This window comes from Lysobacter sp. HA18 (genome assembly GCF_054057595.1).
In genome coordinates this window covers 2,554,576-2,580,100 of sequence record NZ_JBSRZL010000001.1, presented here as the reverse complement: position 1 = coordinate 2,580,100, position 25,525 = coordinate 2,554,576, and the positions used below count along the sequence as shown (strand labels likewise).

Sequence of the window (25,525 nt, the reverse complement as noted above, 5' to 3'; positions counted from 1 at the left end):
GGTCCGACAGCGGCAGTAATGCATGAGTAGCACACGGCCGGTGGGCGGCGCGACATGGCGCTAGTCGCCCGATGCTGCCTGCGTGATCGGGCCGACCATCGTCATCAACCCGCCATAGCGCATCACGGTGCCCAGCAGCGGCAATGCGAGTTCGACATCGAACCGGTACATGCCGTCGACGATCCGCTTTTCGCCACGCACTCGCGGCGCGAGACGGGCCGGAATGCGAAGGCCTGCGATCGACGTGCTTCGATGTTGCCAACGCCAGTGGCCGTCCGCGAGGTCGACGCTCAACTCGATCTGCGTGCGGCCGGTACGCTCCCGCCACACGCCCGTCGGCCAGCACCCGACCGGCCGGAAGTGCGAGGCGAAGGCGGGGCCACCATCGAAACGCCGTGTCCACACGAAACCGTCGTCGCCCGGCACGACGTCGACCTGCATGCGGACGCGGGAGGTGCCCGTCGTAAGCCCCATGCGACGTGCGAGCCGCCGCCCGATGACGTGGTCTGCCACGTACGTATCGACATCGCCCGCCAGGCGACCGCCGACGCTGTGCAGCGCGCGAAGCGCCGGATGCAGTCGTTCGGCGCCGTGGCCGAGCCAAGTCTCGACAACGCTGGAACCTGCTGAGCGTTCCGTCATCGGCGCGCGATCGCGTCGGTCGCGGTGCGTAGCATCGTGGGCGCGATGTAACGCCGATGAGCGGCTTCGATCGCGGCCATGTACGCGCGGCCGAACACGTTGGAACAGTGCACGCGCGTCAGCATCGAAAGACGCGCATGTCCGTCCGGTCCTTTGATGATGGAGACGGTCGTGCGGAACCGCAGGTGGCGATCGTCCGCGCCGAGCAATACGGCAACTCCGTCGCCGGCGATTCGCGCGTGTGCCAGCACGGGAAAGCCCGCGAAGCTGTTCGGGGCATCCCCGAGCAATGAAGAGACCGGGCAGCCCAGTCGCGACGTGCGCAGGCGGAACGGCGCGACCATGACGTTCCGCATCCACATCAGTGCGCTTACCGCATCCGGTGAGTGCTCGACGAACGCACGCAACAGGTCCCCCATGAGAGCGGATGCGCCGCGCCCGTCGACTTCCGCCGCGCCGAGTGCGGTCGTCACGATGTCCTCGTGGTGCACGTGCGTCAGGCCATCGTCCAGACGTAGCGCCGCGGGTGAAGACATGGGGTGTTCGACCGTGCGTGCAGGTTCAGCGCGATAGCCGCGAAGTGGGCGCAGCCGTGTCAGCGTTCTGCGCACCGGGCCAACGGCGCCGCGGATATGAGCGCACGCCCGAAGCGCCAGTGAGCCGGGGCGTGCGTGCAGCGCGAGGTTGACGGTCGGCACTGAGGCGATCGGATGACGGCGCACGACAGCCTGCACTTCGGCCGGCAACACATCGGTGAGCGAGGGAATGTCGGCCATGTTGGCGGCGACCTGCGCGCGCACGTCCGAAGACAGATCGCCGCCAAGTTCATTCGTGTGGCACGACAACGCGAACAGCGCGGGGCTCGACGCGCGGTCGTTTGCGGGCAGGAACTGGTGCCATGTACCGCCGCCGAATCGAACGGTGAACAGGCAATCGGAAGGAATGCGCACTTGCCGCAGTGCGCGTACGAACGCGTCCGGGTCGTTGCGCATCGTCTCGTCCGCAACGGTCGAAAACCGCAGCAGCGCGCCGCTGCTGCCCGAAATCGCGGTGAACACGCGATGCCCGGCATGGCGATGGAACGGATGACCTGCCTTACCGACTACGAACGAATACAGCGTGGATGGATCGCCGCGCGACAGGTCCATCGCGCCGATTCGCGCCGAAGGTTCGTCCAGTGCATCGACGAAATCCGGATGCGCGGACTGGCGCTTGCGGGCGTCTTCGATCAACGCGTCCCCGGCACCAATGCCGAGTTGGGTGATGAGCGCGACTTCGATGGGGAGGCCGCCGTCGTGTGCGGGCAAACGAACCGAGGGAAATGTGGCGATGAGGTCGGGCAGGGCGAGCATGCGATGTCCTCAGGTACCGGCCGGCTTCGGCTTGCGCGCGCGGGCGCGGCTCTCGCGCTTGAGCGGCCCGGCAACGGGACACACCTCGGCGGCCCACGCGAACAACGTGTTCGTGAGGTGCTCAGGCACAAGCCGGAAGTAAACGAACTGGCCGCGCTTTTCGCGCTGGATCAGCCCGGCGTCCTCGAGGATGCGCAGGTGGCTCGACAGCGCCGGCTTGCTGAAGTCGAACCGCTCGCCGATCTCGCCGGCCGTCAGTTCGCCCTCGTTGAGATAGGCGAGGATCTTCCGTCGGGCGGACGACGCGATGGCTTCGAAGACGCGATCCACGGCGGCACCTATAGTTAATTAAGACGTTAACTATTTACCCGGCGCACGTGGAGCTGGTCAAGCACGTCCGCACGTGCGCCGACGACCGGTCGAAAACGACGAAGCCCGCGTCTCCGCGGGCTTCCGATATCTGCGTGCGGCTGCGAACGATCAGCCGTTCACCACCGCCCGCCGCGTGCGCACACCCGTTTCGTGCAGCGTATCGACGTCGAGGATCAGGGCCATGCGGCCGTCGCCGATGAGGCTTGCGCCCGCGTAGCCGGCCAGGCCGCGCAGGGTGCGGGGTAGGGCCTTGATGACCACTTCCTCGCGGCCGCGGACGCGGTCGACGATCAGCACGAAGCGCTGTTCGCCGGCCTGCAGTACGACGCCGGTGGACGCGCCCTGTGGTGCGGCGTCGAGGCCGAGCCATGCGCGCAGGTCGAGCACGGGCGTGGGTTGCTCGCGTAGATCAAGCACGCTCTGGCCATCGATCCACATCGCGTTGCCGCCGTGGTGTGCGAGCACTTCGACGACGCGCACCAGCGGAAGCGCATACACGTCGCCTTCGATCTCGACGAGCAGCGTCGGCAGGATCGCGAGCGTCAGCGGCACCTTGATCGCCATGCGCGTGCCGCGTCCGACTTCGGACTGGATGTGCACGGTGCCGGAGAGTTCACGGATCTTGCTCTGCACGACGTCCATGCCGACGCCGCGTCCGGAAAGATCGCTGACTTCGGTCTTGGTCGAGAAACCCGGCAGGAAGATCAGCTGCAGGCATTCGTCGGACGTCAGGCGCGCGGCGGCTTCCGGCTCGATCAGGCCTTTGCGGATCGCGCTGTCGCGGATCTTGTCGGGGTCGATGCCGGCGCCGTCGTCGCGCACTTCGATCATGACGTGATCGCCTTCCTGCTGCGCGGAAAGACGCACGTTGCCCTGCTCGTTCTTGCCGGCGATGCGACGCACTTCAGGCGATTCGATGCCGTGGTCGATCGCGTTGCGCACCAGGTGCACCAGCGGATCGGACAGCGCTTCGACGAGGTTGCGATCGAGTTCGGTTTCCGCGCCGATGACCTCGAGCTCGACCGTCTTCTGCACCTGTCGCGCGACATCGCGCGCAAGTTTCGGGAAGCGCGAGAACACGCGGCCGACCGGCTGCATGCGCGCCATCATCACCGCCGACTGCAGGCGGCTGGTCGCGGCATCGAGCACGGTGACGGCGCGGTCGAGGTCTTCGTCGCGCAGGCGCGGGCGGATCGTCTTCAGGCGATTGCGCGCGAGCACGAGTTCGCCGACGAGGTTCACCATCGCGTCGAGACGACGCACGTCGACGCGCACGGTAGTTTCACCGGCGTCGTTCGCGGCCGGGCTGCGACGTCCGCCAGTCGTTGGCTCGGGACGCGCGACCTGCGTGGGAGAAGGCGCGGGGGCGACCGCTGCCGGCGGCGGTGCTTCGGACACCACCACGGCGCCGGGAAGCGCCCCTTTGCCGTGAAACGCGTCGAGCAGCGAATCGAAATCGAGCTCGTCGAGATTGTCGGGAAGATCGCTTGCGGCGACGACAGGTGCGGCCGCTGCATGCGCGCTGTCGTGGCCATGCCCGTCGACATGCATGCTGTCGATGAGGATTTGCGGCACGGTCGGCAGCGGACGGCCCTGCGCGACGCATTCGAGCATGTCGGCGAGCAGGTCGATCGCCTGCTGCGCGCCGTCGAACGCGAAACCGTCGAGCGGCATCGAGCCGTTGCGCGCGACGTCGAGGCGATCCTCGACGGCGTGGCACAGCGTCACCATCGGCGGGAAGTCGAGGAAGCCCGCGCCGCCCTTGATGGTGTGGAAACCACGGAAGACGGTGTTTAGCGCGTCGCGATCTTCCGGCGCGCGCTCGAGCACGACCATCTGTTCGCCGAGCTGTTCGACGATCTCGCGGGCTTCGACGAGGAAGTCCGCGCAGATCTCGGTCATGCCGTCGCTTCCGCTCATGACGTCAGGTCCCTGGAATCAAAGGCCCAGCGCGGACAGCAGCTCGTCGGCGTTGTCCTGCGTGGCGGGCGTGGGATCGACGCCGGCGATCGCCGGGCCGTGGCCGCGATTGGAATGAAGATGCAGCGGCTCGTGCTGCGTGCCGACGATATCGCCAAGGCCCGCATGCACCGCGCGCACGAGTTCGACCACGCGCACGATGATCTGTCCGGTGAGGTCCTGGTAACCCTGCGCGAGCGACATCTCGGAGAAACGCGAACGAAGGCCGGCCAGCGCTTCACGCTGCGCATCGGTCTGCGGTTCGGGCAGCGCGCTCAGCAGTCGACCGCATTCGTCGATCAGATCGAGCGTGCGCATGCTCGAGGACTCGGTGAGCTGCACGACATGCTCGAGACGCGAGCACGCGTCCGGCAGCGAAGCCGCGCCGGTGCCGCGACCGTCATCACCCAGCGCAACGGACAGCTCGCGCGCAAGCCGCACGAGGCCCTGCACCAGCGGCTGCGTGCGCCACGAGACGAGGCCGTCGATCGCAGCGCGACAGCCCGCATCGTCGCCGCTTTCCAGCGAGCGCAGTGCGGACTGCAGCGTTTCGACGATGGCGTCGCGTTCGGGGGAAACGACGGCGGCGGCCGCGTTCATGCCGCGGCCTCGATGCGCTCGAAGATCTTGGCGAGCTTGTCCTGCAGCACCGCCGCGGTGAACGGCTTGATGACGTAACCGTTCACGCCGGCCTGCGCGGCTTCGATGATCTGCTCGCGCTTGGCTTCGGCGGTGACCATCAGCACCGGAATCTTCTGCAGCGCCGCATCGGCGCGCACATTCTTGAGCAGGTCGATGCCCGGCATGCCCGGCATGTTCCAGTCGGTGATGATGAGATCGAACTTGGCCTTGCGCAGCTCGACGAGCGCGCTGTTGCCGTCTTCGGCTTCGGTGGTGTCGAAGAAGCCGAGATCGTTGAGCAGGTTCTTGACGATACGGCGCATCGTCGAGAAGTCGTCGACGATGAGAATCTTGATGTTCTTGTCCATGGACGGGTTCCGGGCGTTCCTAGGTGAGCTATCGGCGTGGCGAGCGCGTTCTTGAGGCGCCGCGCTGAAATTCAGAAGCGAGAAAATCGCAGCGCGTCACAACGCGGGACACAACACGTGTGCGACGCGCATCACATGTCGCAATGTCGACCCCGGTAGATGCGCCGCAATGCTGACGGGTGCTCGCGCACCCGCGCTACATCACGCCTCGACGTGCTCCGCCGCCGTATCGCGCCAATCGCCGAGGCGACCGCGCAGGCGCAGCATCGCCTGGCCATGGATCTGGCAGACGCGCGATTCGCTGATGCCCAGCACCGCGCCGATCTCGCGCAGGTTCATTTCCTGCTCGTAGTACAGCGACAGCACCAGCTGCTCGCGCTCGGGCAGGTTGCCGATCGCTTCGCCGAGCGCCTGGCGGAACACGGTGTGTTCGAGTTCGCGCGCGGGCGTGACGTTGCAGCTGGCCGCAAGCCGCGGTTCGCCGTCGAAGTCGTCCATCTGCTCGTCCAGCGAAAGCAGCTGGCCGCGCGAGGCGTCCTCGAGCATGTGGTGGTAGTCGTCGACCGACACGCCGAGCACCTCGGCGATCTCCGACGAATTGGCCGCGCGGCCATTGGCCTGTTCGACCTGGCGCGTCGCCGATACCACGTCGCGGTAGCGGCGGTGCACGCTGCGCGGCACCCAGTCGCCACGACGGATCTCGTCGATCATCGAACCGCGGATGCGGATCGAGGCGTACGTCTCGAACGCCGCGCCCTGGTCGGCCTGGAAATTCTTGGCGGCCTCGATCAGGCCGAGCATGCCCGCCTGGATGAGATCGTCGACCTCCACGCTCGCCGGCAGACGCGCGGCAAGGTGATGGGCGATGCGACGCACCAGTTCGCCGTGGCGCACGACCACCGCGGTGGCATCGAAGCCATCGCTCGCGGTGCGCGTCTGCTTGTATTGATTCGCTTTCACTGCGGTCGCCGTCATGCTCATGCCGTCGCACTCCGCGCTGTGGGGATGAGTCGTTCCATGAAGAACTCCACGTGGCCGCGCGGGCCGGCAGGGGTCTGCCACTGGCCGGCGCGCTTGGCGATCTCGCGGAAGGCCATCGACGACGGCGCGGCCGGGAAGGCGTCGACGACGGCCTCCTGGCGCTGGATCGCGCGTCGCAGCCATTCATCGCGCGGGATCGCGCCGAGATAGTTGAGCGTCACGTCGAGGAACTTCGACGTCACGCGTTCGAGCTTGTCGTACAGCTGGCGACCTTCGGACGGATGACCGACCTGGTTCGCGAGCACCTGCACGCGGGTGAGGCCGCGCTCGCGGCTCAGCACCTTGATGAGCGCGTACGCATCGGTGACCGACGCGGGTTCGTCGCACACAACAACGATCACGTCCTGCGCGGCCTGGCAGAAGGTCAGCACGCTGTCGGCGATGCCGGCGGCGTTGTCGACCACCATCACGTCGATCGGTGCATCGAGTTGCGAGAACGCATGCACCAGCCCGATGTGCTGCGCCGGCGTGAGTTCGGTCATGTGACGCTTGCCGCTGGCGGCCGGCACGACGAGAAGTCCGTTCGGGCCTTCGATCAGCGTGTCGGCGAGTTCGCAACGGCCGGCGAACACGTCGCTGAGCGTGAAGCGCGGCGACAGGCCGAGCATCACGTCGACATTCGCGAGGCCGAGGTCGGTATCGAGGAGCAGTGCGCGGTGGCCGGCGTTCTGCAGGCTCATCGCGAGGTTCACCGACACCGAGGTCTTGCCGACGCCGCCCTTGCCACTGGCAACGGCGATGACGCGCACCGGGCCGGCGGCGTCGTTGGCGGGCGTGGCCATGCGCGTGGCGGCGATGGGATCAGGCGACGACATGGCGTTCCTCGGTGGCGAGCGGGTTGTCGGCGGCGCGACGGAGTTTTTCGATCTGGAGCACGAGTCGCGACGCATCCGCGGCTTCGAGGTCGGCCGGCACCTGCTGGCCTGCCGTCGTATATGCAAGGGGCAGGCCATGCTTGATCGCGACGGAAATCGCGCTGCCGAGGCGTCCGGTTTCATCGAGCTTGGTCAGCACGACGGCTTCAGGCGCGGCCATGCGATAGCGACGCACGGCTTCGGACATGTCCTGCTGTTGCAGGTTGGCCGGCAGCACCAGCAGCGAACGCAGGTTGCGCGTCGCACGCAGCCACGTGACCTGGCTGAGCAGCGCCTTGTCGCGCGCCGCGTAACCCGCGGTGTCGACGAGCACGAGCGGATAGTCGACAAGCTGGTCGAGCGCGTCGGTCAGGCCTTCGGGGCCTTCGGCTTCGCAGACGGTGATGCCGAGCTTGCGACCGAGCGCGTGCAGCTGTTCGCGTGCGCCGGGGCGTTCGACATCGGTGGTGACGAGTGCGACGTCGCGTGCGCGGTGGCGCTGCGCGAAACGTGCGGCGAGTTTGGCGAGCGTGGTCGTCTTGCCGGCGCCGGTCGGGCCGATCAGCGCGAACACGCCGCCGTCTTCGAGCGGTTCCGAACGCGCGATGGTGAGCATGCGCGCGAGTTCCGCGAGCAGCGGTGCCTTCACCTTCGCCGGTTCGAGCTTGGGATCGATACGCTGCGCGATGGACTGCGCGAGCGTGTCGTCGATGCCGTAGGCCTGCAGCGTTTCGAACGCGAGTGCGCGCGCCGGCGAACCGCGCAGGCGCTCGAGACCGAACTGGCCCATCTGGCGCTCGATCATCTGGCGCATCGAGCTCAGCTCGTTGCGCATGGCAACGATGGTCGGGTCTTCGGATTGATTGACGACCAGCTGCAGCGTCGGCGGCGCGGCGACGGTGACGATCTGCGCCTGCGCGACGACCGGAGCCGGCGCCTGCACCGCGGCCATCTCGGCCAGCGGGTCGAAGGCATCGACGTAGGTCTGCGGCTGGATCGTTGCAGCGACCGGCGCGGTGGTGACGAGTTCCGCGAAGGTCGGCGCGGCGACCGGAGCCGGCGTCGCAACGATGGTTTCGATGATCGGTGCGGGCTGCACTGCGACCGGCGCCGGGATCTCGACGATCTCCGCTTCGATCGGCGCAACCACTTCGGCAACGACGGCGACCGGTGCTTCGATGATCTCGTCGACCGACGCAGCGGCTTCGATGTGCGCCTGGGCGCGGGTCTGAACGTATTCGGCTTCGGCCTGCGCCATTTCGGTAGCGCGTGCGCTGAAGGTGGCGGTGTCTTCGTCGGTGAGTCGACGCAGCAGGCTGCGGAAGTCGTCACCCGGGCGCGCATTCGTCGTGTCGGCGTGTTCGGGCTTCGGCACCGGCGAGGCTTCGGGTGCCGGCTTGCGCAGCAGCGCCGACAGCGCCGGCTTCGGCTTCTCGACGTCGTTGACCGCAGCGCGGGCGCGATCGGCCAATGCGGTGCGTGCGGCGGCGGCGTGTGCCGAGTTGCCGCCGAGCGCGGCGATCATGGCGTCGGCACGCGACAGCGACCTGGGTTCGGGTGCACCGGCGGCGACGGTTTCACGTGCCGTGACCGGCAGCGAGGCGGCGGCGAACGCAGGCATTGCGTCGAGCGCGGTCGCGGGGCGCTCCGGCTCTTCGGACGCGTTGCGCAGCGCCTGCTGCACCAGTGCCTCGTCATAGTCGGTGGCGGCGACCACTTCGATGCCGCCATGCACGGGCTTGTTCGACAGGATCACGGCATCGGGACCGTGCTCCTCGCGCACCATCTTCAGCGCGGTGCGCATGTCCGGGGCGACGAAACGCTTGATTCTCATGCGACAGCCTCGATTCGGGCGGTGACGGTTTGCAGGGGCGTGCGGCTCATGCCGGGACTAGTGCAATGGCCGTGCCAGAGGCGGTACGACGGGAAAGCGTCGAACTTGAGCGGCGGTAGAGATCGGAAGAACCGGATTTGTGCGACCGCGTTCGCCGTTTGCCGGTGCGGCGTCAGGCGGCCGTCAAAGGAGGCGGCGACATCGCGTGAGGGCGACCGCTATTAAGCGCGGCAGGCTTTCGCCGTGCTGCGAGCACTGCCGCGCAAAGCACTGTGCGATTTCGTCGCGGCGGCTGTTCTTCGAGCTCCGGCCCGCCGCAGCGCGGCGGGCGTTCGTCATCGCCACGCGGCAGTGCCGCGTAGGCGGCGTTGCCTCACCCAGCCCGCCGCAGCGGCGGGCGTTCGGCGATGCCACGCGGCAGTGCCGCGTAAGCGGCGTCGCCTCACCCGATTGAACCCACCAACCGAAGGCGCTTGTCCTCAGGCACCTCGCCATACGCGAGCACCGCAAGCTGCGGCACGCTGTGGCGGACCAGTCGCGCGATAGAAGAACGAATCGGCGAGGGCACCAGCAGCACGGCCGGTTCGCCCTTGCCTTCCTGGCGGGTGACGCATTCGCTGAGGTTCTGGTGCAGCCGCTCGGCGAGGCCGGGTTCCAGCGCAGCGCCGGTACCACTCACCGAATCCTGCAGCACGCGCTCCAACTGCGGCGCCAGCGTGAACACCGGCAGCTCCGCATTCAAACCGTTGAGTTCCTGCACGATGAAGCGGCCGAGCGCGGTGCGGACGACGGCCACCAGCTGCGCCGGATCCTGCGTCATCGCGCCATGTTCCATCAGCGCTTCGACGATCTGGCGCATCTGCCGCAGCGGCACCTTTTCCGACAGCAGCGACTGCAGCACGCGCACGATGGTCGACAGCGGCAGCAGCTTGGGCGTCAATTCCTCGACGAGCTTCGGCGACTGCTTGGCGACGTTCGCCAGCAGCTGCTGCACTTCGTCGTGGCCCAGCAGTTCCGCCGCCTTCTCGCGTACGAGGTGCGAGAGATGCGTGGCGACGACGGTCGCCGGGTCGACCACCGTGTAACCGAGCGATTCGGCATGCGCGCGCTGCGTCGGCGCGATCCACACCGCGTCGAGACCGAACGCGGGATCGCGCGTCGGAATGCCTTCGAGCGTGCCGAACACGCGGCCCGGATCCAGCGCCATTTCGCGGTCGGGTTGCAGCTCGCCGGTCGCGACCGGAACGCCGTGCACCATCACGCGATAAGCGTTGGGCGCGAGTTCGAGGTTGTCACGCACGTGCACCGCGGGAATCAGGAAGCCGAGATCCTGCGTGAGCTTGCGACGCACGCCCTTAAGGCGCGCGAGCAGCTCGCCGCCCTGCGTCTTGTCGACCAGCGGAATCAGGCGATAGCCGACTTCCAGCGACAGCGGCTCGACCGGGCGCAGTTCATCCCACGTGAGCTCGGCATTCGGCGACGGCGTCGGCACGGTCGACATGCCGTTGTCTTCGACCGGTGCGACATCGCCATCCTTCGCCTTTTTGCTCAGTCGCCACGCCGCATAGCCCATGCCACCCGCGGCGAGCAGGAACGGAATGTTCGGCATGCCCGGCACGAGCCCAACCAGGCCGAGAATCGCAGCCGAAACGGTGAGCGCGCGATGGTGGCCGAAGATCTGCTTCTGGACCGTCGCGCCCATTTCCTGTTCGGTGGTCGCGCGCGTGACGAGCATGGCCGTCGCGGTCGACACCAGCAGCGCGGGCAACTGTGCGACGAGGCCGTCGCCGATCGCGAGCAATGAATACGTCGATGCCGCCTGGCCGAAGCTCAGGCCGTGCTGCAGTACGCCGATCAGCATGCCGCCGACCAGGTTGATGCCGAGGATGAGCAGGCCGGCGACCGCGTCGCCGCGCACGAACTTGCCCGCACCGTCCATCGAGCCGTAGAAGTCGGCTTCATTGCGCACGTCTTCGCGACGCGCCTTCGCTTCTTCGCGCGTGAGCAGGCCGGCGTTTAGGTCGGCGTCGATCGCCATCTGCTTGCCGGGCATCGCGTCGAGGATGAAGCGCGCTGAGACTTCGGAGATGCGTCCCGCGCCCTTCGTCACCACGACGAAGTTGATGATGGTGAGGATCGCGAACACCACCAGGCCGACGGCATAACTGCCGCCGATGACGAACTGTCCGAACGATTCAATGACGTGGCCCGCGGCCGCTTCGCCTTCGTGGCCGTGCAGCAGCACCACGCGCGTGGACGCGACGTTCAGCGCGAGGCGCAGCAACGTCACCATCAGCAGCACGCTGGGGAAGATCGAGAATTCCAGCGGACGTTTGACGTAGACCACCGCCAGCATTACCACCAGCGACAGGGCGATGTTGATGGTGAAGAAGGCATCGAGAACGATCGGCGACAGCGGCACCGTCACCATCGCCAGCATGCCGAGCACGACGAGCGGCGCGGCAGCGCCACCCTTTAGCGATTGCAGTACGCCTGCGGCGCGACTCATGCGTTATCTCCGGCCGGATCCGGCGCGCCTTCGGCGCCGACGTCCAGCTGCACCAGCTGCGGCATCGGCCCGCGAGCGGGGTGCCATTTCTTCAGCTGGAAGATGTAGGTGAGCACCTGCGCGACTGCCGCGTAGAGCTTCACCGGGATTTCCTCGTCGACCTTGCACTGGCGGTACAGCGCACGCGCCAGCGGCGGCGCTTCGACCAGCGACACCTTGTGCGTGCCCGCGAGTTCGCGGATGCGAAGTGCCATTTCGTCCACGCCCTTGGCGACGACTTTCGGCGCGCGCATCGCGCCGGCTTCGTACTTGAGCGCCACGGCGTAGTGCGTCGGGTTGGTGATGACCACGTCGGCCGTCGGAATCGCGTCCATCATCCGGCGGTTCGACATCTCGCGCGCGGCCTGTCGCATGCGCGCCTTGACCTCGGGATTGCCGTCGGATTCCTTGGCTTCGTCGCGCAGCTCCTGCTTGGTCATCTTGAGCTTCGCGCGCCATGCGAACTTCTGGTACGGCACGTCGATCGCCGCGAGCAGCGCGAGCGCACCGACCAGCGCGAGGAACACGCCGAGCACGGTGTCGACGCCGTTCGACACCGCCATCTCCAGCGACTGCTTCGGCATGTCGAGCAGGCGCGACATCGAACTCTTGATGACGATCGCGGCGATGCCACCGATCAGCAGCAGGCGCAGGATCGAACGACCGAGTTCGGCGAACGACTCCTTGCCGTACATGCGCGACAGCCCGGCCATAGGGCTCAGGCGGGTGAGGTCGGCCTTGAGCGCCGAACTCGAAAAGCGCAGACCGCTCATCAATGCCGGCGCGATGAAGCAACCGCCGAGCGCGGCGAGGATAAGCGGGGATACGGGCAGCACCAGCGCAGCGGCGGTTTTCGCCGCATATACGGGCAGACGAGTCGGGTCGTCGAGCAGCGCGGGTTCGAACTGCAGCGCGTTGCGCATCCAGCCCTGCGAGACCGCGCCGATGTGCGGGCCGGTCACCTTCAGCGCCAGCGTCGCGCAGCCCAGCACCGCCACGTTCGCGAGTTCCTTCGAGCGCGGCACATCGCCGCGCTCGCGGGCTTCCCGCAATCGCTTCTCTGATGGCGCTTCGGTGCGGTCTTCGTGGTCGGTCTCGGACATCGCAACAGGTCAGCCGGTGAGGGCGCGGGCCGCCTGGAAGGCGTCTCCGAACAGCCGTTGCACGGGACCCTGCAATTCCCTTGCCAGCGCCATCAGCAGCAGCAGGCCGACCAGCAATGCGATGGGGAAGCCCATCGACATCGGGCTCAGCTGCTGGGCCGCGCGTGAAAGCACGCCGATTGCGACGTTCACCGCCAGCAGCGCCATCATCACCGGCAGTGCCAGAAGCAGCCCGGTGCGCAGGGCCACGCCAAAGAATTGCGGCACCGACTGCACGAAGCCGGCCCAGTCGGGGATCGGTGCACCCACCGGCATCGAGCCGTAGCTGTCGAACAGCAGCTGCACGAGCGCGAGGTGGCCGTCGGTGGTGAAGAACACCAGCCCGAACGCCAGAAAAAACCATTGCGAAATGACGGGCGACGACGTGCCGCTGAGCGGGTTGGCCATCGTCGCCGACGCCAGGCCCATGCCCTGGCTGACCAGTTCACCGGCAACTTCGCCGGCTTCGAACGCGATCCGCAGCATCAGCCCGATCGCGACGCCCATCGCGAATTCACGCCCGACGGCGAGGAAGGTGGCGGCGTTGATTCCTGCCGGTGGCGGCCCGGGGAGCATCTGCGACAGCGCTGCGGCAATCGCGATGGTGAGTACAAGGCGCGAGCGCGCCGGAATGCCGCGCCCACCCACCATCGGCAACGCCTGGATCGCCGCGCCAACGCGCAGCGCGTACCAGAGGATGCTCGAGAGCATGCCGAACAGGTTCAGCCCGTCGGCAGTGGTGAGGGTGACGGCGTCCATCGCGGCGGACGGATGCAAAGGCTGTTCCGCTGGCGCGCGGACAGCTGGGCGCTACGGTCTGGTGAGCATCTCGACGACCATGGGGTAGAGCGAGCGGCCGTGGGTGAGCGGCGGCTTCTGCATCGTCAGCGCGCCGAAAGACTTGGCGAAGCAGCGGGCGAGGGCGCTGGCGGGGCGGGTGTCGATGTTGCTCAAGCGGCCGTTCGCGTCAACGTCCGCGACGAGGACGAAATCGCCGCCGCGGGTGGGGTCGGTTCCCTTGGGGACGCAGGGGACGAGGGCGTGGTGGATCGCCGGGACCATGGCGGTGTCGTAGATGAAGCCGGGGCGGGTGGCTACTGCGGCTTTGGCGGTTGCGACGCGGGTTTCGAATGTTGGCGGGGCCGCGCCGGCGGCCGCGGTCGACACTGCGAGCGCTGTGGCTAGGAGAAGGGGCTTCATTGTTCGTCGGACGGGGGCGCTTGGGCCGAGAGTGAGTGGTTGTGGCTGAAGGGGTGGCGACTGGCAGCGCGCTTTGCTGGGAGGAGCAAAGACGTTTCGTGCGCTGTCGCGCCCGAGTCACTTTCTTTGCTGGTGCAAAGAAAGTAACCAAAGAAAGCACCTTCCCCGACGGATCTACAGCTCGCGATCGGGTTCGTATGTCGCGATCGCCACACTCGGCATCCTGCCTCGGGTGCCGACGGCGCGCGTCCTGCGCGCCGCCCCTTCGGGGTCTTCACGATTTGCGCGGCTGTTGAGGTGAGGTGAGGGGAGGCACACGCCTACCAGCAACGGCGCTAAACCGGAGACGCTAACAGCGCCATACGTACGCAACGAACAAGTGCAGAAGCGCAGATCGCGAGCCGACGCGAGCCGAGACATCGCGACGACAGACTAGCGCGCCGAACGCTCTGTACCTGCGCGCCTACGTGCCTGCGTGCTCGTCTTTGTGTGTTTGCGGCCATGCCGGCTGTGAAGCGCCACGCGGGCCGTGCCGACACGTTCTTTGCGAGCCGAGCGCGCCGGCCACGCCTACCAAAGCCGGCGGAACGCAAAGAACGCGTCGGCAATCGTCGCTACCAGCAGCGCTGACAAACCCGCGATGCGCAAGCGAGCGCAAACGCGACTGCGCCGCGCGAACCCAATCGTGGGACCCGAAGGGCGGCGCACATGGATGTGCGCCGTCCGCACCCGAGCCAGGATGGCGAGTGTGCGGATCGTGGGGAACTCACACGATCGCGGGCGGTAGATCTGATCGGGGAGGGTGCTTTCTTTTGGTTACCTTTTCTTTGCACCAGCAAAGAAAAGTAACTCGGGCGCGCAAGCGCACGAAACGCTCTTGCCTCGAAGTCTCAACGCACTCGCGAAGTCGAACAGGCGTCGATCGTGCGCGAAATCAGCCGATGAGCTGCGGAATCCGCTGAAACAAATCCGCCGTAAACGCCACCAATCGCCCCAACAAAAAATGCCCCATCACCGCGATCGTCGCCGTCAGCGCAATAGCTTTGACTACGAAACCAATCGTCTGCTCGTTGATCTGCGTTGCAGCCTGCACGACACCCACCGCAACACCCACGCCCAGCACCGCAAGCAGCGGCGGCGCGCCGAGGACCAGCGCCATTTCCAGGCCTCGGGTGATTTCCGTCATCGCGACTTCAGGCGTCATGTCATGTCACCGGATTGAAGGAGCCGGCGAGCGAGCCGACGACGAGCACCCAGCCGTCGACGAGCACGAACAGCAGGATCTTGAAGGGGGCCGATACGATCATCGGCGACATCATCATCATGCCCATCGACATCAGCACGCTGGCGACGACGAGGTCGATGATCACGAATGGGATGTAGATCAGGAACGCGATCTCGAACGCGGTCTTGAGTTCGCTGGTGAGGAACGACGCGGCGAGCACGCTGAAGGGCACGTCGTTCGGCGATGCGTACGGGCCGGTGTGCGAGAGGCCGGCGAACGTCATGAGGTCGGTGTCGCGAACCTGCGCGAGCATGAAGCCGCGGAACGGTTGCGATGCCGCGGCCCATGCGGATTTGAAATCCATGTGGCCGTCGAGGTACGGCGAAATGCCCGCACTCCATGCCGCGTCGAATGTCGGCGTCATGATCATGAAGGTGAGGAACAGCGCGAGCGCGAGCAGCACCTGGTTGCTCGGTGTCTGGCCCGTGCCGAGCGCCTGCCGCAGCAGGCCGAGCACGATGATGATGCGGGTGAATGCAGTGATGCCCATCAACGCTGCAGGCAGCAGCGTGATGCCGGTCATCAGCAGCAGCACCTGCAGCGGCATGCTCACCGGCTGGCCACCGACCTGACCGACGTTGATCGCCGGCAGCGGGCGCGATGGCGTTGCAGAAGCGGCGGTCGCGGTCGACGGCTGCATTGCAGCGGCGACGGCTGGCGCGTTCGGCGCGACCTGCGCGTGTGCGGAATGCGTCAGCAATCCGTAGGCGAGGCCGAGCAGCAGGGCGAGCGCGCAGACGCTGCGCAGCAGGCGGTCGAGCGAGATGCTCATGACTTCTTACCGAAATGCTGCGCGAGCACCTGTGCGAACACGGTCGGTGCCGACGATTCGACGACGGGCAGCGGATGCTCCAGCGTGTGCAAGGTCCGTACCCCGCCTTGGCCAACGCCGACAAGCAGCTGCTGGCCACCAACATCGAGCACCACCGCGCGATCGCGCGGACCGAGCGCAACGCTCGCGACGATCTTCAATTGCGACGAACCGCCGCCGCGATTCATGCCGGGCATGCGCTTGGCGAGCCAGCCGAGCCCGAGGATCAGGCCGATGACCAGCAGCAGCGAGAACACGGCGCCGCCGATGCTTCCGGCGTCGGTGCCCGGTGCGTGGCCAGCCGGATGCGCGACCTGCGCGGTCGTCGCGGGACGCAGCGGGAACGAAACCTTGCGCGGGGGCGCGACGGGCTGCGCGGTGGTTGTCGTTGCAACCGACTGCGTCGGAGTCGCGACAGTCGATGTCGACGCAGCAGGTGCAGCAACGGTCACTACAGGCGCGACAACGGGAGCAGCAGCCGTCGTCGACACATCCGCGCTCGACACGTCGGCAACCGCCTGCACGGGCGCCGCGACCGCGACCATCTCGTCCATCGCCGGGCCCACGTTGCTCACTTGAGTCGCTTGATGCGCTCGGACGGGCTCACGACATCGGTGAGCCGCACGCCGAAGCGATCGTTGACCACGACGACTTCGCCCTGCGCGATCAGCGTGCCGTTGACGTAGACGTCGAGCGGTTCGCCGGCGGCGCGCTCGAGTTCCACCACCGAGCCCTGGTTGAGCTGCAGCAGGTTGCGGATCGGAATGCGCGAGCGGCCGACTTCCAGCGACAGCGTCACGTTGACGTCGAGGATCACGTCGAGATTGAGGTCCGCGCCGGTGCCGCCGTCGGCGGTCAGCGTGTCGAACGCCGCGGGCGCGGCCAGGTCGGAAGTGTTCATGCGTTAGCCCAGGGAATCGAGGGGAATCAGCGAGCGCGGCTGGTTCACGTGGGTGATCTTGATGGCGTTCTTGCCGTTGTGGGTTCCGAATTCGCCCGCGAAAAGCGGCGTGCCTTCGACTTCCAGCGACAACTGCTTCGGCAGGTCGATCGGAATCACGTCGCCGACTTTCAGCTTGCTCAGCGCGCGCAGCGAGATCGAACGCTCGGCGAGGCTGCTGCTGATTTCGACTTCCGCGTCCTGCAGCTGCGAGCGCAGCGCGCGTGTCCAGTTCTCGTCTTTCTCGATTCGATCGGACTGCACGCCGGCATCGAGAAGTTCGCGGATCGGCTCGAGCATCGAATAGGGCAGCGCCACATGCAGCTCGCCGCCGCCGCCTTCGAGTTCGACATGGAAACGGCTCACTGCGATGTACTCACGCGGCGAAATGATGTTGGCGAAGTGCGGATTGACTTCGGAGTTCACGTATTCGAACTCGACCGGCAGCACCGGCGCCCACGCTTCGGTGAGGTCCGCGAACGTCTGCTTGAGCAGCAGCTGGATCACGCGCATTTCGGTGGGCGTGAACTCGCGGCCTTCGATACGCGTGTGGTATTTGCCCATGCCGCCGAAGAAGTTGTCGACGGTGGTGAACACCAGGCGCGGTTCGAACACGATGATGCCGGTACCACGCAGCGGCTTCATCTTGATCAGGTTGAGGTTGTTCGGCACCTGCAGCGAATGCATGTATTCGCCGAAGCGGATCAGGTCGATGCCGCGCACCGAAAGATCCGCCGAACGACGCAGCAGGTTGAACAGGCCGATTCGCCACGTGCGCGCGAAGCGCTCGTTGATCATCTCGAGCGTCGGCAACCGGCCGCGGACGATCTTGTCCTGGCTGGCGAAGTCGTAATTGCGTGCCTCGCCCGGAGCGGCCGGCGGCTCGACCTCGATCGCCCCCGCGTCCACGCCGTGGAGGAGGGCATCGATCTCGTCCTGTGAAAGCAGGTCGGCGCTCATGCGGAATCCCTTACTGGGTGACCAGGCTCGTGAAGATCACCGCGTCGATCTTCATCGGCGCGCCTTCGGCCTTCAGGACGGACTTCACTTCGGCGAGCGCCTTTTCCTGCAGGCGCTCCTTGCCGCTGCGCTGCGCCAGCTGGTCGGCGGTCTGCTGGCCGAACAGAAGCAGCAGGCGATTGCGGATGGCCGGCGCCTGCTCGTGCAGCGCGGCGAGTGTCTCCGGGTCGCGCGTCGCCAGCTGCACGTCGGCCTGCAGGTAACGCACGGTGTCGGTGTCGGCGAGGTTGACCACGAACGACGGGTCCATCGCGAAGTACTGCGTCGGCAGCTTCTTCGATGCTTCCTTCGTCGCCGGCGTGCTCGTGTACCACCACGCGCCGGCAACGCCGCCGCCAAGCAGCAGCACCGCCGCGACGACGATGATGATCAGCTTCTTCTTGCTCTTCTTCTGGGGCTTGTCGGTCGCCTCAGGGGCGGCGGCCGGAGCGGCAGGGGCTTTGGCGGACACGGGAGAACTCCATGGGTACGCCCGGCTTGTGCAAGCGCCGTGCCGCGTCCTGGAGGTCGATCGCCGGGGTTTTGACGCTGGCCTGAATGCGGCCGCGTCGGGACATCGTCTTGCGCGACGTGCGTCACGGATGGGCCGTGAAGGCGGCTGTTGGAGGCGCGTCAGTGCTGCTTGAACGCCGCAGCGGCTGCTGGTTAGCGGCCGTCAGCGATTGCATTTCGAAGCGAGCGACCGTACGTGGCCGCTCGATCGCGATCAGACGTACTCGTCGATCAGGCCACGCGCGCGCAGCGTGCGAACGGTCGTGACCTGCTGCTCGGCATCGCTGCCCAGCTCGCCGCCGCCGGGGAATCCACCCGAAGCAGCATTGGTGCGACCGTCGCCACCCTGGCGGCTGCCGGTGCCGACCTGCGCCTGACCGAGTTCCATGCCCTGCTTGCCGAGCAGCGTGCGCAGGTGATCCATGCCGGATTCGAGCGCCTGCCGCACGTCCGCATGTGCGGTGTGGAACGTCGCGTTGACGCGATGCCCGTCCATCTGAAGGCGGATGTCGATGGGGCCCAGCGAATCGGGCGTGACGCGGATCTCGGCGTGGTCGAGCTTCTGGTCGGCCATCCACGTGATGCGCTGGCTCATGCCGTCGTCGAAGTCCGCATCGAGCGCGAGTGACGCAGACAGCGGCGATGCCGCGATGACGTCGCGAACGTTCGACGGCACGTCGGTGCCGCGTGTCATCAGAGGATTGAATGCGATGCCGGGTGCGCCGGGCGCGGATGCGTCGATGGACGACGTCGAACCCGCGCGATCGCTCTTGGACTGCGCGAGTGCGGCCAGCGCGGCGAATGCATCGGCTGCGGGTGTCGCGGACGTGGCCTGGAGGTTGGTCGCATCGGCTGTGGGCGACAACGCCTGCATCAGTGCGACGCCTGCGGCGGCGCCGGGTGTCGATGTGGTGTTCGTAGTCGATGCCGTTGCATCCGTCGACGCTGCGATCGCACCAGTGACGGGCGCGGTTGCAGCGGGAAGCGGCGTGGCACCGGGCAGACCGGGGAGTGCGGTGGCTGCACCGTCGCCGGTCGCGGGCGCCGGTTTCGCGCCGACCGCGGACCAGTCGCCAGTGAGCAGCGCGAGCATGCGGTCGGGCAGGGAATCGGCGGTCGTTGCAGTCGTATCGTCCGGTGCGGTTTTCTTCGCCGTGTCGTCGGATGCTTCAGTGCTCGCGGCGGCCGTCGTGTCCGTGGATTCAGGCGTCGATGCGTCGTCGCGCGGCTTGCCATCGCGACGCGACGCGGCATTCGCATGTTCGTTCGGCTTCGCACGCGTTGCCGTGGAGTCGTCGCCGCGCGTTGCGTCATCGTGATGCGATCGCGTTGCCTCACGCGGCTTCGCTTCATTCGCCGCGTGTTCGCGCGGCATGTCGCGGCGCGCTTCGATCGGCGCGGCGGGCTTCTCGCCGGTGTCGAACGAAAATTCCGGTGCGTCGTGCTGCTTCGCCTTGGACGACGCATGCGTCGCGGCGCCGGTGAGCGCCTGCACGGGCGATGACGATCGATCGACGTTCATTGCGTCGGCTCCTCGGTGCCGAGCGCTGCGCGCACGCGGCGGCTCGCGAGATCATCGAGTTCCTTCTGCGAACGCTGGTCGGCCACGCGCGTTTCCTCGCTGCGATAGCTCGCGGCGAGCTTCTGCAGCACGTGCGTTTCGCGGCTGGCGAGCATCAAACGCGCGCGTTCAACTTCCGTCGCTTCACGCGAACGCTCGACCGCCTGCAACTGCTGCGTCACCGCCTGCTGCAACTTCGCCTGGAACGCGACGCGGTTGGCGAGCAGCGCGGGATTGAACGTCGCGCCCTGTTCCGGCGTCGACGAATACTCGGCGGAGTAACGCTGCAACGCTTCCAGGCGCGCCTTCTGCTCGGCGTGCGCGGCTTCGCGCGCGGCGACCTGCTGCGCGACTTCGTCCTGCTGGCGTTGCTTGATCTGGAGGATCGGATCGAGGCGTTGGGAGCGGGGCGCCATGGAAAAGTCCGGTTAGAGGGGGATGCCGGCGCCGTCGTCGAGCAGGCGCATCAGCGCGGCCTTGCTCTCCTCGACGTTGGACGCTTCACGGACATCCTGTCCCAGGAATTCAACGATGGACGGCCAGCGCGCGAGCGCTTCGTCGACCACCGGATCGCTGCCGCGCTGGTAGGCGCCGATGGCGATGAGATCGCGCTGCGTGGAGTACGCGGACAGCAGGCGACGCAGCTTGCGGATGCGTTCGCGCCACGGCGCGTCGGTGATGTCCTGCATGACGCGCGACACCGACACTTCGACGTCGATGGCGGGGTACTGGCCGGAATCGGCGATACGACGGCTCAGCACGATGTGGCCGTCCAGAATCGCGCGTGCAGCGTCGGCGATCGGCTCCTGCTGGTCGTCGCCTTCGGTGAGCACCGTGTAGAACGCGGTGATCGAGCCGCGGCCGTCGGCGCCGTTGCCGGCGCGTTCGACGAGGGCAGGGAGCTTGGCGAACACCGACGGCGGATAGCCGCGCGTGGTCGGCGGCTCGCCGACCGAAAGGCCGATCTCGCGTTGCGCCTGCGCGTAGCGGGTGAGCGAATCCATCAGCAGCAGGACATGCAAGCCCTGGTCCCGGTAGTACTCGGCGATCGCGGTGGCACGCAGTGCGCCGTGCAGGCGCGCCAGCGGCGGGCGGTCGGCCGGTGCGGCGACAACGACCGCGCGACGCAGGCCTTCCTCGCCGAGCGTGGCTTCGACGAAGTCACGCACTTCGCGGCCTCGCTCGCCGATCAGGCCGACGACGATGACGTCCGCCGCGGTGAACCTGGTCATCATGCCGAGCAGCGTCGATTTACCGACACCGGAACCGGCGAACAGGCCGACGCGCTGGCCGCGACCGATCGGCAGCAGCGCGTTGATCGCGCGCACACCGACGTCGAGCGAACGCGTGATCGGCTCGCGCATGAGTGGATTGATCGAGCGACCGGTCAGGCCCATGTGGCCTTCGGCGCGGATCGGGCCGCGGCCGTCGAGCGGCACGCCGTCAGAATCGATGACGCGGCCGAGCAGGCCTTCGCCCACGGCGACTTCGCCCTGCAGACGACTCGGCACCACGCGTGCGTTCGGCAGCAGGCCTTCGAGATCGGCGGTCGGCATGAGGAACGTACGGTCGCCGGCAAAACCGACGACTTCCGTATCGACCCAGCGGCCACCAGCGACTTCAACGCGGCAACGCGAGCCCATCGGTGCGGAGCAACCGCTGGCTTCGAGCGTGAGCCCGACCGCGCGACGCAGCACGCCTTCGCGCGCAAGGCCGGCATTCGCGATCGTCGGCTCCGTACCGCCGAGACGCGCGGCCAGGCGCAGGTTGCGTGCTTCTTCCCACTGCGCGGCGGCGATCGAAGTCATGCGGCACCCTTGGGTTTGTCGAGCATCGCGTCGAGGCAGGCGCGCAGGCGCGCATCGAGCGTGCCGTCGATACGCATGCTTTCGCTGTGCAGGCGCAGCTCGCCACGGGCGAGGGTGGTATCGCCAGTGAGGCGCACACCGTCGAGCGTCATGAGTTGCGGCATCAAGATGCCGAGGTCGTCCGGATGAAGGCGCAGTTCGACATCGCGCGAGCTGCTACCGACGGCGTCGAGTGCTTCGCGCACGAGGTCGCCGAGCAGTGCGGGGTCGACGCGATACGCGTAGCCGACCAGCGAGCCCGCGATGCGCGTGGCGAGGTCGGCGAGCGCGTCCGACACTTCGCCATCGAGGCGTGCGAGCGGACGCGTGAAGCTGTCGAGGATGCCTTCCATCTGCGCGGCCATGCGGCGCAGGTCGGACTGGCCGGTCGCGAAACCTTCCGAATGGCCGCGACGGAAGCCTTCCTGGTACGCGGCGTCGGTGATCGCCTGCAGCTCTTCCACGCTCGGCGGCTGCGGCACGTCGACAGGCGCGACATGCTCGAAGCCCGGCGCGATCCAGCGCAGCACCGCGGCGTCGCTCATACGAACGTCTCCGCCTTGGCGATGAGCTGGATGGTGCCTTCCTCGGCCATCTTGCGGACGATCTGCAGGATTTCCTTCTGCGCGGCTTCGACATCGGCCAAGCGCACCGGGCCGCGCGCTTCCATGTCGTCCTTCAGGATTTCAGCGGCACGCTGCGACATGTTGCCGATGATCTTGTCCTTGACCTTGGTGTCCGCGCCGCGAAGCGCGACCGCGAGCTTCTCGTTCGGCACTTCGCGCAGGATGCTCTGCATCGCGCGGTCGTCGATCTCGCCGAGGTTGTCGAACACGAACATCAGATCGCGGATCTGGCCGGACAGCGTCTCGTCCATCTGATTGATGGCGCCCAGGATGACTTCGTCCTGGCCGCCGTCCATGAAGTTCAGGATGTTCGCCGCGCACTTCACGCCGCCCAGCGCGGACGACTTGATGTTCTGGCTGCCGGCGAACTGCTTGGCCATGACATCGTTGAGTTCGTTGAGCGCATGCGGCGGCACGCCGTCGAGCGTGGCGATGCGCAGCAGCACGTCGGTGCGCGTGCGCTCCGGCAGCACCTTGAGCACTTCGGCGCCCTGGTCGGGGTCGAGATGCGACAGCACGATCGCGATGATCTGCGGATGTTCGTTGCGAACGAGCTCGGCGATCGCGCGCGGCTCCATCCACTTCAGCGTGTCGAGGCCCGACGTATTGCGGCCGAGCAGGATGCGGTCGATCAGGCTCGACGCACGATCCTCGCCCAGCGCCTGCACCAGCACCGCGCGCACGTATTCGTCCGCACCCGAGCCCAGGCCCGAGGGCTGCTGCAGCGTGTCGACGAAGTCGTCGACCACATCGATGACCTGATTGCGCGTGACGCCGCCGACCGACGTCATCGCGACGCCGAGCTTCTGCACTTCCTTCGCCGACATGTGCTTGAGCACTTCGGCGGCCTGCTGCTCGCCGAGCGTGAGCAGCACGATGGCTGCGCGCTGCGTGCCGGTCAGTTGCTGCTGGTTGTTATCAGCCATCGGATGCCACCAGATCACGCACGACCTGTGCGACGCGCTTCGGATCGCTCGTCACGGCCGTGCGGGCCACGTTGATTTTTTCGTCGAACTGCATCGCGGCGGTGGCGATCGCCGGGTCCTGCGATCGCTGTGCACGCGGCGCCGCCGCCTGCTCGAGCTCTTCGGCCACGATCGTCTGCACCGCGGACTGCTGCGGAATCACGATCTTCGGCTGCAGCAGCTGGCGGAACGCCGGGCGCAGCACGGTGAAGATGAGCACGATGACCGCGATGCCGCCCAGGATGGTGCGCAGCAGGTCGCGTGCATGCGGGTCCTGCCAGATCGGCGTCGAATCGCCGGCGTCGTCACCGACATCGCGCGCGAACGGCGAGTTCACCACTGACACCGCGTCGCCGCGCGTCTGGTCGAAACCGATCGCCTGCTGCACCAGCGTCTGGATGCGCTGCTGTTCGGCGGCGGTCAGCGCGCGCAGCTTCTGCTTGCCCGCCTTGTCGGCAGGGCCGGCCGGCACGTTGTCGACCAGCACCGCTGCAGTGACGCGCCGGATCTTGCCGGGCGCCTGGCGCGTATGCGTCAGCGTGCGGTCGACTTCGTAATTGCGGACTTCGTTGCGCGTGCCCTGCGCGCTGGCCGGAGCGGTCGGCTTTGCGGGCGCGGCCTGCGCCGTCGGGTTACCGGCGTTCGGATTCGGGGTATTGCTCGCGCTGCCGGGCACGCCCTGCGCCGGCGCACCGTTCGCATTGGCCGCGGCCATCGCACCGATGTCGCCGCTCTGCGAGACCTGCTCGCTGCGCACCTTGGCTTCGGGGCCGTAGGTTTCTTTCGCTTCCTCGGTCTCGTTGAAGTCCATGTCCACGCTGACCTGCGCGCTCACGCGGCCCGGGCCGGTCATCGGCTCGAGCAACTGCTCGATGCGCTGCACGTAGACGGCTTCCTGACGATGCTGCTGGTCGAACTGCTGCTGGCCGATCGCTTCGGCCGACGTCGGATCACGCGAGGTGAGCATGCGGCCGAACTGGTCGACCACCGTAATGCGGTTGGTCGGCAGGTCCGGCACGCTGGTCGCGACGAGATTGACGATCGCATCGACCTGGTTCTGTTCGAGCGTGGCGCCGGTGCGCAGCTGCAGCACGATGGACGCGCTCGCGGATTCCTTGTCACGGGTAAACGCGCTCGGCTTGGGCAGCGCGAGATGCACGCGCGCCTCGCGCACCGGGCGCAGGTTGGAAATGGTGCGGGCGAGTTCGATTTCCTGCGCGTGCTGGTAGCGCGCGTTCTCGACGAACTGGCTGGTGCCGAAGCCCTGGTCGCCCTCCATCGACTCGAAGCCCTTGTCGCCGCCCGCAGGCAGGCCGGCCGAGGCCAGCGCCATCTTCGCTTCGCCGATCTTGTCGGCCGGAACGGCGAGCGCGCCGGTGCCGGTGTCGATGCGGTAGGGAATCTGCGCGGTGGTGAGCAGCTGCGACGCGTCTTCGGTCGACTTCGCGTCCTGGCCGGCATACACCGGCACGTAGTTCGGCTTCTGCGTCCAGAAGAACAGCCACAGGCCGGCCGCGATGGCCGCAGCGACGAGCGCGATCATGCCGACCTGGCGGATGGCCGGGATGTCCTGCAGACGCCCCAGTTTCTGCAGGTTCTCGGAGGGCTTGGGAAGCGCGATCACGGCCATCGGTTCGGTCTCGTTTCTCTATCGATCGTCAGGTCGGGTGCCGTCAGATCGGCATGTTCATCACGTCCTGGTACGCCTGCACCAGCCGGTTTCGAACCTCGACCGTGGCGCGGAAGGCAACCTGGGACTGCTGCATGGAGACCATCACGCGGGCGAGGTCCGCCTTGGGGTCGCCGAGTTCGAACGCGCGCTGCAGCTCGCTGGCGTCGTTCTGCACCTTGCTGACGTTGTCGATGGCGTTCGACATGGCGGTCTTGAAACCGCCACCTGAGGTGCCTTCGACACCGGCCGGCGCACCGCCGGTGGGGGCGATGCCATTGCCGGAGGCGATGTCCGACATGCCGCGCATCCGCGTCTCGTGGGCGCGGATCTGGGACAGAACGGAGGAAATCGCGTCGGTCATGGCCTGGCGGGC

Annotated in this window: 26 protein-coding genes; all 26 read right to left on the bottom strand. The window is 67.1% G+C overall.

What is annotated here, in order from left to right; genetic code table 11:
* Positions 1-60 precede the first annotated feature (60 nt).
* Positions 61-642 carry a DUF4166 domain-containing protein gene (locus ACVWWW_RS12730; RefSeq protein WP_027083215.1) on the bottom strand — a complete coding sequence of 194 codons (582 nt, stop codon included), beginning with the start codon at positions 640-642 and terminating at the stop codon, positions 61-63.
* The gene (locus tag ACVWWW_RS12725; protein WP_051235203.1) at positions 639-1,994 is read right to left on the bottom strand and encodes a DUF2867 domain-containing protein; all 1,356 of its coding nucleotides are present in this window, start codon (positions 1,992-1,994) and stop codon (positions 639-641) included. Before ACVWWW_RS12725 ends, ACVWWW_RS12730 begins: the two co-directional genes overlap by 4 nt.
* 9 nt (positions 1,995-2,003) lie before the next feature.
* Positions 2,004-2,324, bottom strand: coding sequence for a metalloregulator ArsR/SmtB family transcription factor (locus tag ACVWWW_RS12720; RefSeq protein WP_027083216.1), 321 nt, complete (start codon positions 2,322-2,324; stop codon positions 2,004-2,006).
* Positions 2,325-2,474: 150 nt separating this feature from the next.
* Positions 2,475-4,268 (bottom strand): chemotaxis protein CheA, encoded by a 1,794-nt coding sequence (locus ACVWWW_RS12715; protein WP_155914329.1) that lies wholly within the window; start codon positions 4,266-4,268, stop codon positions 2,475-2,477.
* A 36-nt stretch (positions 4,269-4,304) separates the two neighbouring features.
* On the bottom strand, positions 4,305-4,925 hold the full coding sequence (locus tag ACVWWW_RS12710) for a protein phosphatase CheZ (protein ID WP_027083218.1): 621 nt from the start codon (positions 4,923-4,925) through the stop codon (positions 4,305-4,307).
* Positions 4,922-5,314, bottom strand: a complete 393-nt coding sequence (cheY, locus tag ACVWWW_RS12705) for a chemotaxis response regulator CheY (RefSeq protein ID WP_027083219.1) — start codon at positions 5,312-5,314, stop codon at positions 4,922-4,924. The genes ACVWWW_RS12710 and cheY overlap by 4 nt, the downstream gene beginning before the upstream one ends.
* 201 nt (positions 5,315-5,515) lie before the next feature.
* On the bottom strand, positions 5,516-6,289 hold the full coding sequence (locus ACVWWW_RS12700; protein WP_027083220.1) for an RNA polymerase sigma factor FliA: 774 nt from the start codon (positions 6,287-6,289) through the stop codon (positions 5,516-5,518).
* 2 nt (positions 6,290-6,291) lie between these two features.
* A complete protein-coding gene (locus tag ACVWWW_RS12695; RefSeq protein WP_027083221.1) occupies positions 6,292-7,170 on the bottom strand; it encodes a MinD/ParA family protein in 879 nt (292 codons plus the stop codon).
* Positions 7,157-9,043, bottom strand: a complete 1,887-nt coding sequence (locus ACVWWW_RS12690; protein WP_027083222.1) for an AAA family ATPase — start codon at positions 9,041-9,043, stop codon at positions 7,157-7,159. Before ACVWWW_RS12690 ends, ACVWWW_RS12695 begins: the two co-directional genes overlap by 14 nt.
* A gap of 442 nt (positions 9,044-9,485) precedes the next feature.
* On the bottom strand, positions 9,486-11,474 hold the full coding sequence (gene flhA / locus ACVWWW_RS12685; protein WP_456998757.1) for a flagellar biosynthesis protein FlhA: 1,989 nt from the start codon (positions 11,472-11,474) through the stop codon (positions 9,486-9,488).
* 74 nt (positions 11,475-11,548) lie between these two features.
* Positions 11,549-12,694: a flagellar biosynthesis protein FlhB gene (gene flhB / locus ACVWWW_RS12680; RefSeq protein WP_027083224.1), complete on the bottom strand. Its 1,146-nt coding sequence runs from the start codon at positions 12,692-12,694 to the stop codon at positions 11,549-11,551.
* A gap of 9 nt (positions 12,695-12,703) precedes the next feature.
* The gene (gene fliR, locus ACVWWW_RS12675) at positions 12,704-13,492 is read right to left on the bottom strand and encodes a flagellar biosynthetic protein FliR (protein ID WP_027083225.1); all 789 of its coding nucleotides are present in this window, start codon (positions 13,490-13,492) and stop codon (positions 12,704-12,706) included.
* Positions 13,493-13,543: 51 nt separating this feature from the next.
* The gene (locus tag ACVWWW_RS12670; protein WP_051235206.1) at positions 13,544-13,933 is read right to left on the bottom strand and encodes a hypothetical protein; all 390 of its coding nucleotides are present in this window, start codon (positions 13,931-13,933) and stop codon (positions 13,544-13,546) included.
* A 934-nt stretch (positions 13,934-14,867) separates the two neighbouring features.
* On the bottom strand, positions 14,868-15,137 hold the full coding sequence (locus ACVWWW_RS12665; RefSeq protein ID WP_027083226.1) for a flagellar biosynthetic protein FliQ: 270 nt from the start codon (positions 15,135-15,137) through the stop codon (positions 14,868-14,870).
* A 1-nt stretch (position 15,138) separates the two neighbouring features.
* Positions 15,139-15,990: a flagellar type III secretion system pore protein FliP gene (fliP, locus tag ACVWWW_RS12660; RefSeq protein ID WP_027083227.1), complete on the bottom strand. Its 852-nt coding sequence runs from the start codon at positions 15,988-15,990 to the stop codon at positions 15,139-15,141.
* Positions 15,987-16,604 carry a flagellar biosynthetic protein FliO gene (fliO, locus tag ACVWWW_RS12655; protein ID WP_155914331.1) on the bottom strand — a complete coding sequence of 206 codons (618 nt, stop codon included), beginning with the start codon at positions 16,602-16,604 and terminating at the stop codon, positions 15,987-15,989. The genes fliP and fliO overlap by 4 nt, the downstream gene beginning before the upstream one ends.
* Positions 16,601-16,930 (bottom strand): flagellar motor switch protein FliN, encoded by a 330-nt coding sequence (gene fliN / locus ACVWWW_RS12650; protein WP_027083229.1) that lies wholly within the window; start codon positions 16,928-16,930, stop codon positions 16,601-16,603. The genes fliO and fliN overlap by 4 nt, the downstream gene beginning before the upstream one ends.
* Positions 16,931-16,933: 3 nt before the next feature.
* On the bottom strand, positions 16,934-17,929 hold the full coding sequence (gene fliM / locus ACVWWW_RS12645) for a flagellar motor switch protein FliM (protein ID WP_027083230.1): 996 nt from the start codon (positions 17,927-17,929) through the stop codon (positions 16,934-16,936).
* A 10-nt stretch (positions 17,930-17,939) separates the two neighbouring features.
* Positions 17,940-18,440, bottom strand: coding sequence for a flagellar basal body-associated FliL family protein (locus ACVWWW_RS12640; RefSeq protein ID WP_027083231.1), 501 nt, complete (start codon positions 18,438-18,440; stop codon positions 17,940-17,942).
* A 255-nt stretch (positions 18,441-18,695) separates the two neighbouring features.
* A complete protein-coding gene (locus ACVWWW_RS12635) occupies positions 18,696-20,003 on the bottom strand; it encodes a flagellar hook-length control protein FliK (RefSeq protein WP_027083232.1) in 1,308 nt (435 codons plus the stop codon).
* Positions 20,000-20,458: a flagellar export protein FliJ gene (gene fliJ, locus ACVWWW_RS12630; RefSeq protein WP_027083233.1), complete on the bottom strand. Its 459-nt coding sequence runs from the start codon at positions 20,456-20,458 to the stop codon at positions 20,000-20,002. The genes ACVWWW_RS12635 and fliJ overlap by 4 nt, the downstream gene beginning before the upstream one ends.
* A 12-nt stretch (positions 20,459-20,470) precedes the next feature.
* On the bottom strand, positions 20,471-21,850 hold the full coding sequence (gene fliI, locus ACVWWW_RS12625) for a flagellar protein export ATPase FliI (protein ID WP_027083234.1): 1,380 nt from the start codon (positions 21,848-21,850) through the stop codon (positions 20,471-20,473).
* Positions 21,847-22,434 (bottom strand): FliH/SctL family protein, encoded by a 588-nt coding sequence (locus ACVWWW_RS12620; protein WP_027083235.1) that lies wholly within the window; start codon positions 22,432-22,434, stop codon positions 21,847-21,849. Before ACVWWW_RS12620 ends, fliI begins: the two co-directional genes overlap by 4 nt.
* A complete protein-coding gene (gene fliG, locus ACVWWW_RS12615; protein ID WP_027083236.1) occupies positions 22,431-23,417 on the bottom strand; it encodes a flagellar motor switch protein FliG in 987 nt (328 codons plus the stop codon). The genes ACVWWW_RS12620 and fliG overlap by 4 nt, the downstream gene beginning before the upstream one ends.
* Before the next feature lie 16 nt (positions 23,418-23,433).
* A complete protein-coding gene (fliF, locus tag ACVWWW_RS12610; protein WP_027083237.1) occupies positions 23,434-25,110 on the bottom strand; it encodes a flagellar basal-body MS-ring/collar protein FliF in 1,677 nt (558 codons plus the stop codon).
* Between the two features lie 43 nt (positions 25,111-25,153).
* Complete coding sequence (gene fliE / locus ACVWWW_RS12605; RefSeq protein WP_027083238.1) at positions 25,154-25,513, bottom strand: flagellar hook-basal body complex protein FliE; 360 nt, start codon at positions 25,511-25,513, stop codon at positions 25,154-25,156.
* Positions 25,514-25,525: the final 12 nt, after the last annotated feature.

Coding starts and splice junctions, on each gene's coding strand:
- ACVWWW_RS12730 (WP_027083215.1), bottom strand. CDS start 642: ATGACGGAACGCTCAGCAGGTTCCAGCGTTGTCGAGACTTGGCTCGGC.
- ACVWWW_RS12725 (WP_051235203.1), bottom strand. CDS start 1,994: ATGCTCGCCCTGCCCGACCTCATCGCCACATTTCCCTCGGTTCGTTTG.
- ACVWWW_RS12715 (WP_155914329.1), bottom strand. CDS start 4,268: ATGACCGAGATCTGCGCGGACTTCCTCGTCGAAGCCCGCGAGATCGTC.
- ACVWWW_RS12710 (WP_027083218.1), bottom strand. CDS start 4,925: ATGAACGCGGCCGCCGCCGTCGTTTCCCCCGAACGCGACGCCATCGTC.
- cheY (WP_027083219.1), bottom strand. CDS start 5,314: ATGGACAAGAACATCAAGATTCTCATCGTCGACGACTTCTCGACGATG.
- ACVWWW_RS12700 (WP_027083220.1), bottom strand. CDS start 6,289: ATGACGGCGACCGCAGTGAAAGCGAATCAATACAAGCAGACGCGCACC.
- ACVWWW_RS12695 (WP_027083221.1), bottom strand. CDS start 7,170: ATGTCGTCGCCTGATCCCATCGCCGCCACGCGCATGGCCACGCCCGCC.
- ACVWWW_RS12690 (WP_027083222.1), bottom strand. CDS start 9,043: ATGAGAATCAAGCGTTTCGTCGCCCCGGACATGCGCACCGCGCTGAAG.
- flhA (WP_456998757.1), bottom strand. CDS start 11,474: ATGGTGACGGTGCCGCTGTCGCCGATCGTTCTCGATGCCTTCTTCACC.
- flhB (WP_027083224.1), bottom strand. CDS start 12,694: ATGTCCGAGACCGACCACGAAGACCGCACCGAAGCGCCATCAGAGAAG.
- fliR (WP_027083225.1), bottom strand. CDS start 13,492: ATGGACGCCGTCACCCTCACCACTGCCGACGGGCTGAACCTGTTCGGC.
- ACVWWW_RS12670 (WP_051235206.1), bottom strand. CDS start 13,933: ATGAAGCCCCTTCTCCTAGCCACAGCGCTCGCAGTGTCGACCGCGGCC.
- ACVWWW_RS12665 (WP_027083226.1), bottom strand. CDS start 15,137: ATGACGCCTGAAGTCGCGATGACGGAAATCACCCGAGGCCTGGAAATG.
- fliP (WP_027083227.1), bottom strand. CDS start 15,990: ATGAGCATCTCGCTCGACCGCCTGCTGCGCAGCGTCTGCGCGCTCGCC.
- fliN (WP_027083229.1), bottom strand. CDS start 16,930: ATGAACACTTCCGACCTGGCCGCGCCCGCGGCGTTCGACACGCTGACC.
- fliM (WP_027083230.1), bottom strand. CDS start 17,929: ATGAGCGCCGACCTGCTTTCACAGGACGAGATCGATGCCCTCCTCCAC.
- ACVWWW_RS12635 (WP_027083232.1), bottom strand. CDS start 20,003: ATGAACGTCGATCGATCGTCATCGCCCGTGCAGGCGCTCACCGGCGCC.
- fliJ (WP_027083233.1), bottom strand. CDS start 20,458: ATGGCGCCCCGCTCCCAACGCCTCGATCCGATCCTCCAGATCAAGCAA.
- fliI (WP_027083234.1), bottom strand. CDS start 21,850: ATGACTTCGATCGCCGCCGCGCAGTGGGAAGAAGCACGCAACCTGCGC.
- ACVWWW_RS12620 (WP_027083235.1), bottom strand. CDS start 22,434: ATGAGCGACGCCGCGGTGCTGCGCTGGATCGCGCCGGGCTTCGAGCAT.
- fliF (WP_027083237.1), bottom strand. CDS start 25,110: ATGGCCGTGATCGCGCTTCCCAAGCCCTCCGAGAACCTGCAGAAACTG.
- fliE (WP_027083238.1), bottom strand. CDS start 25,513: ATGACCGACGCGATTTCCTCCGTTCTGTCCCAGATCCGCGCCCACGAG.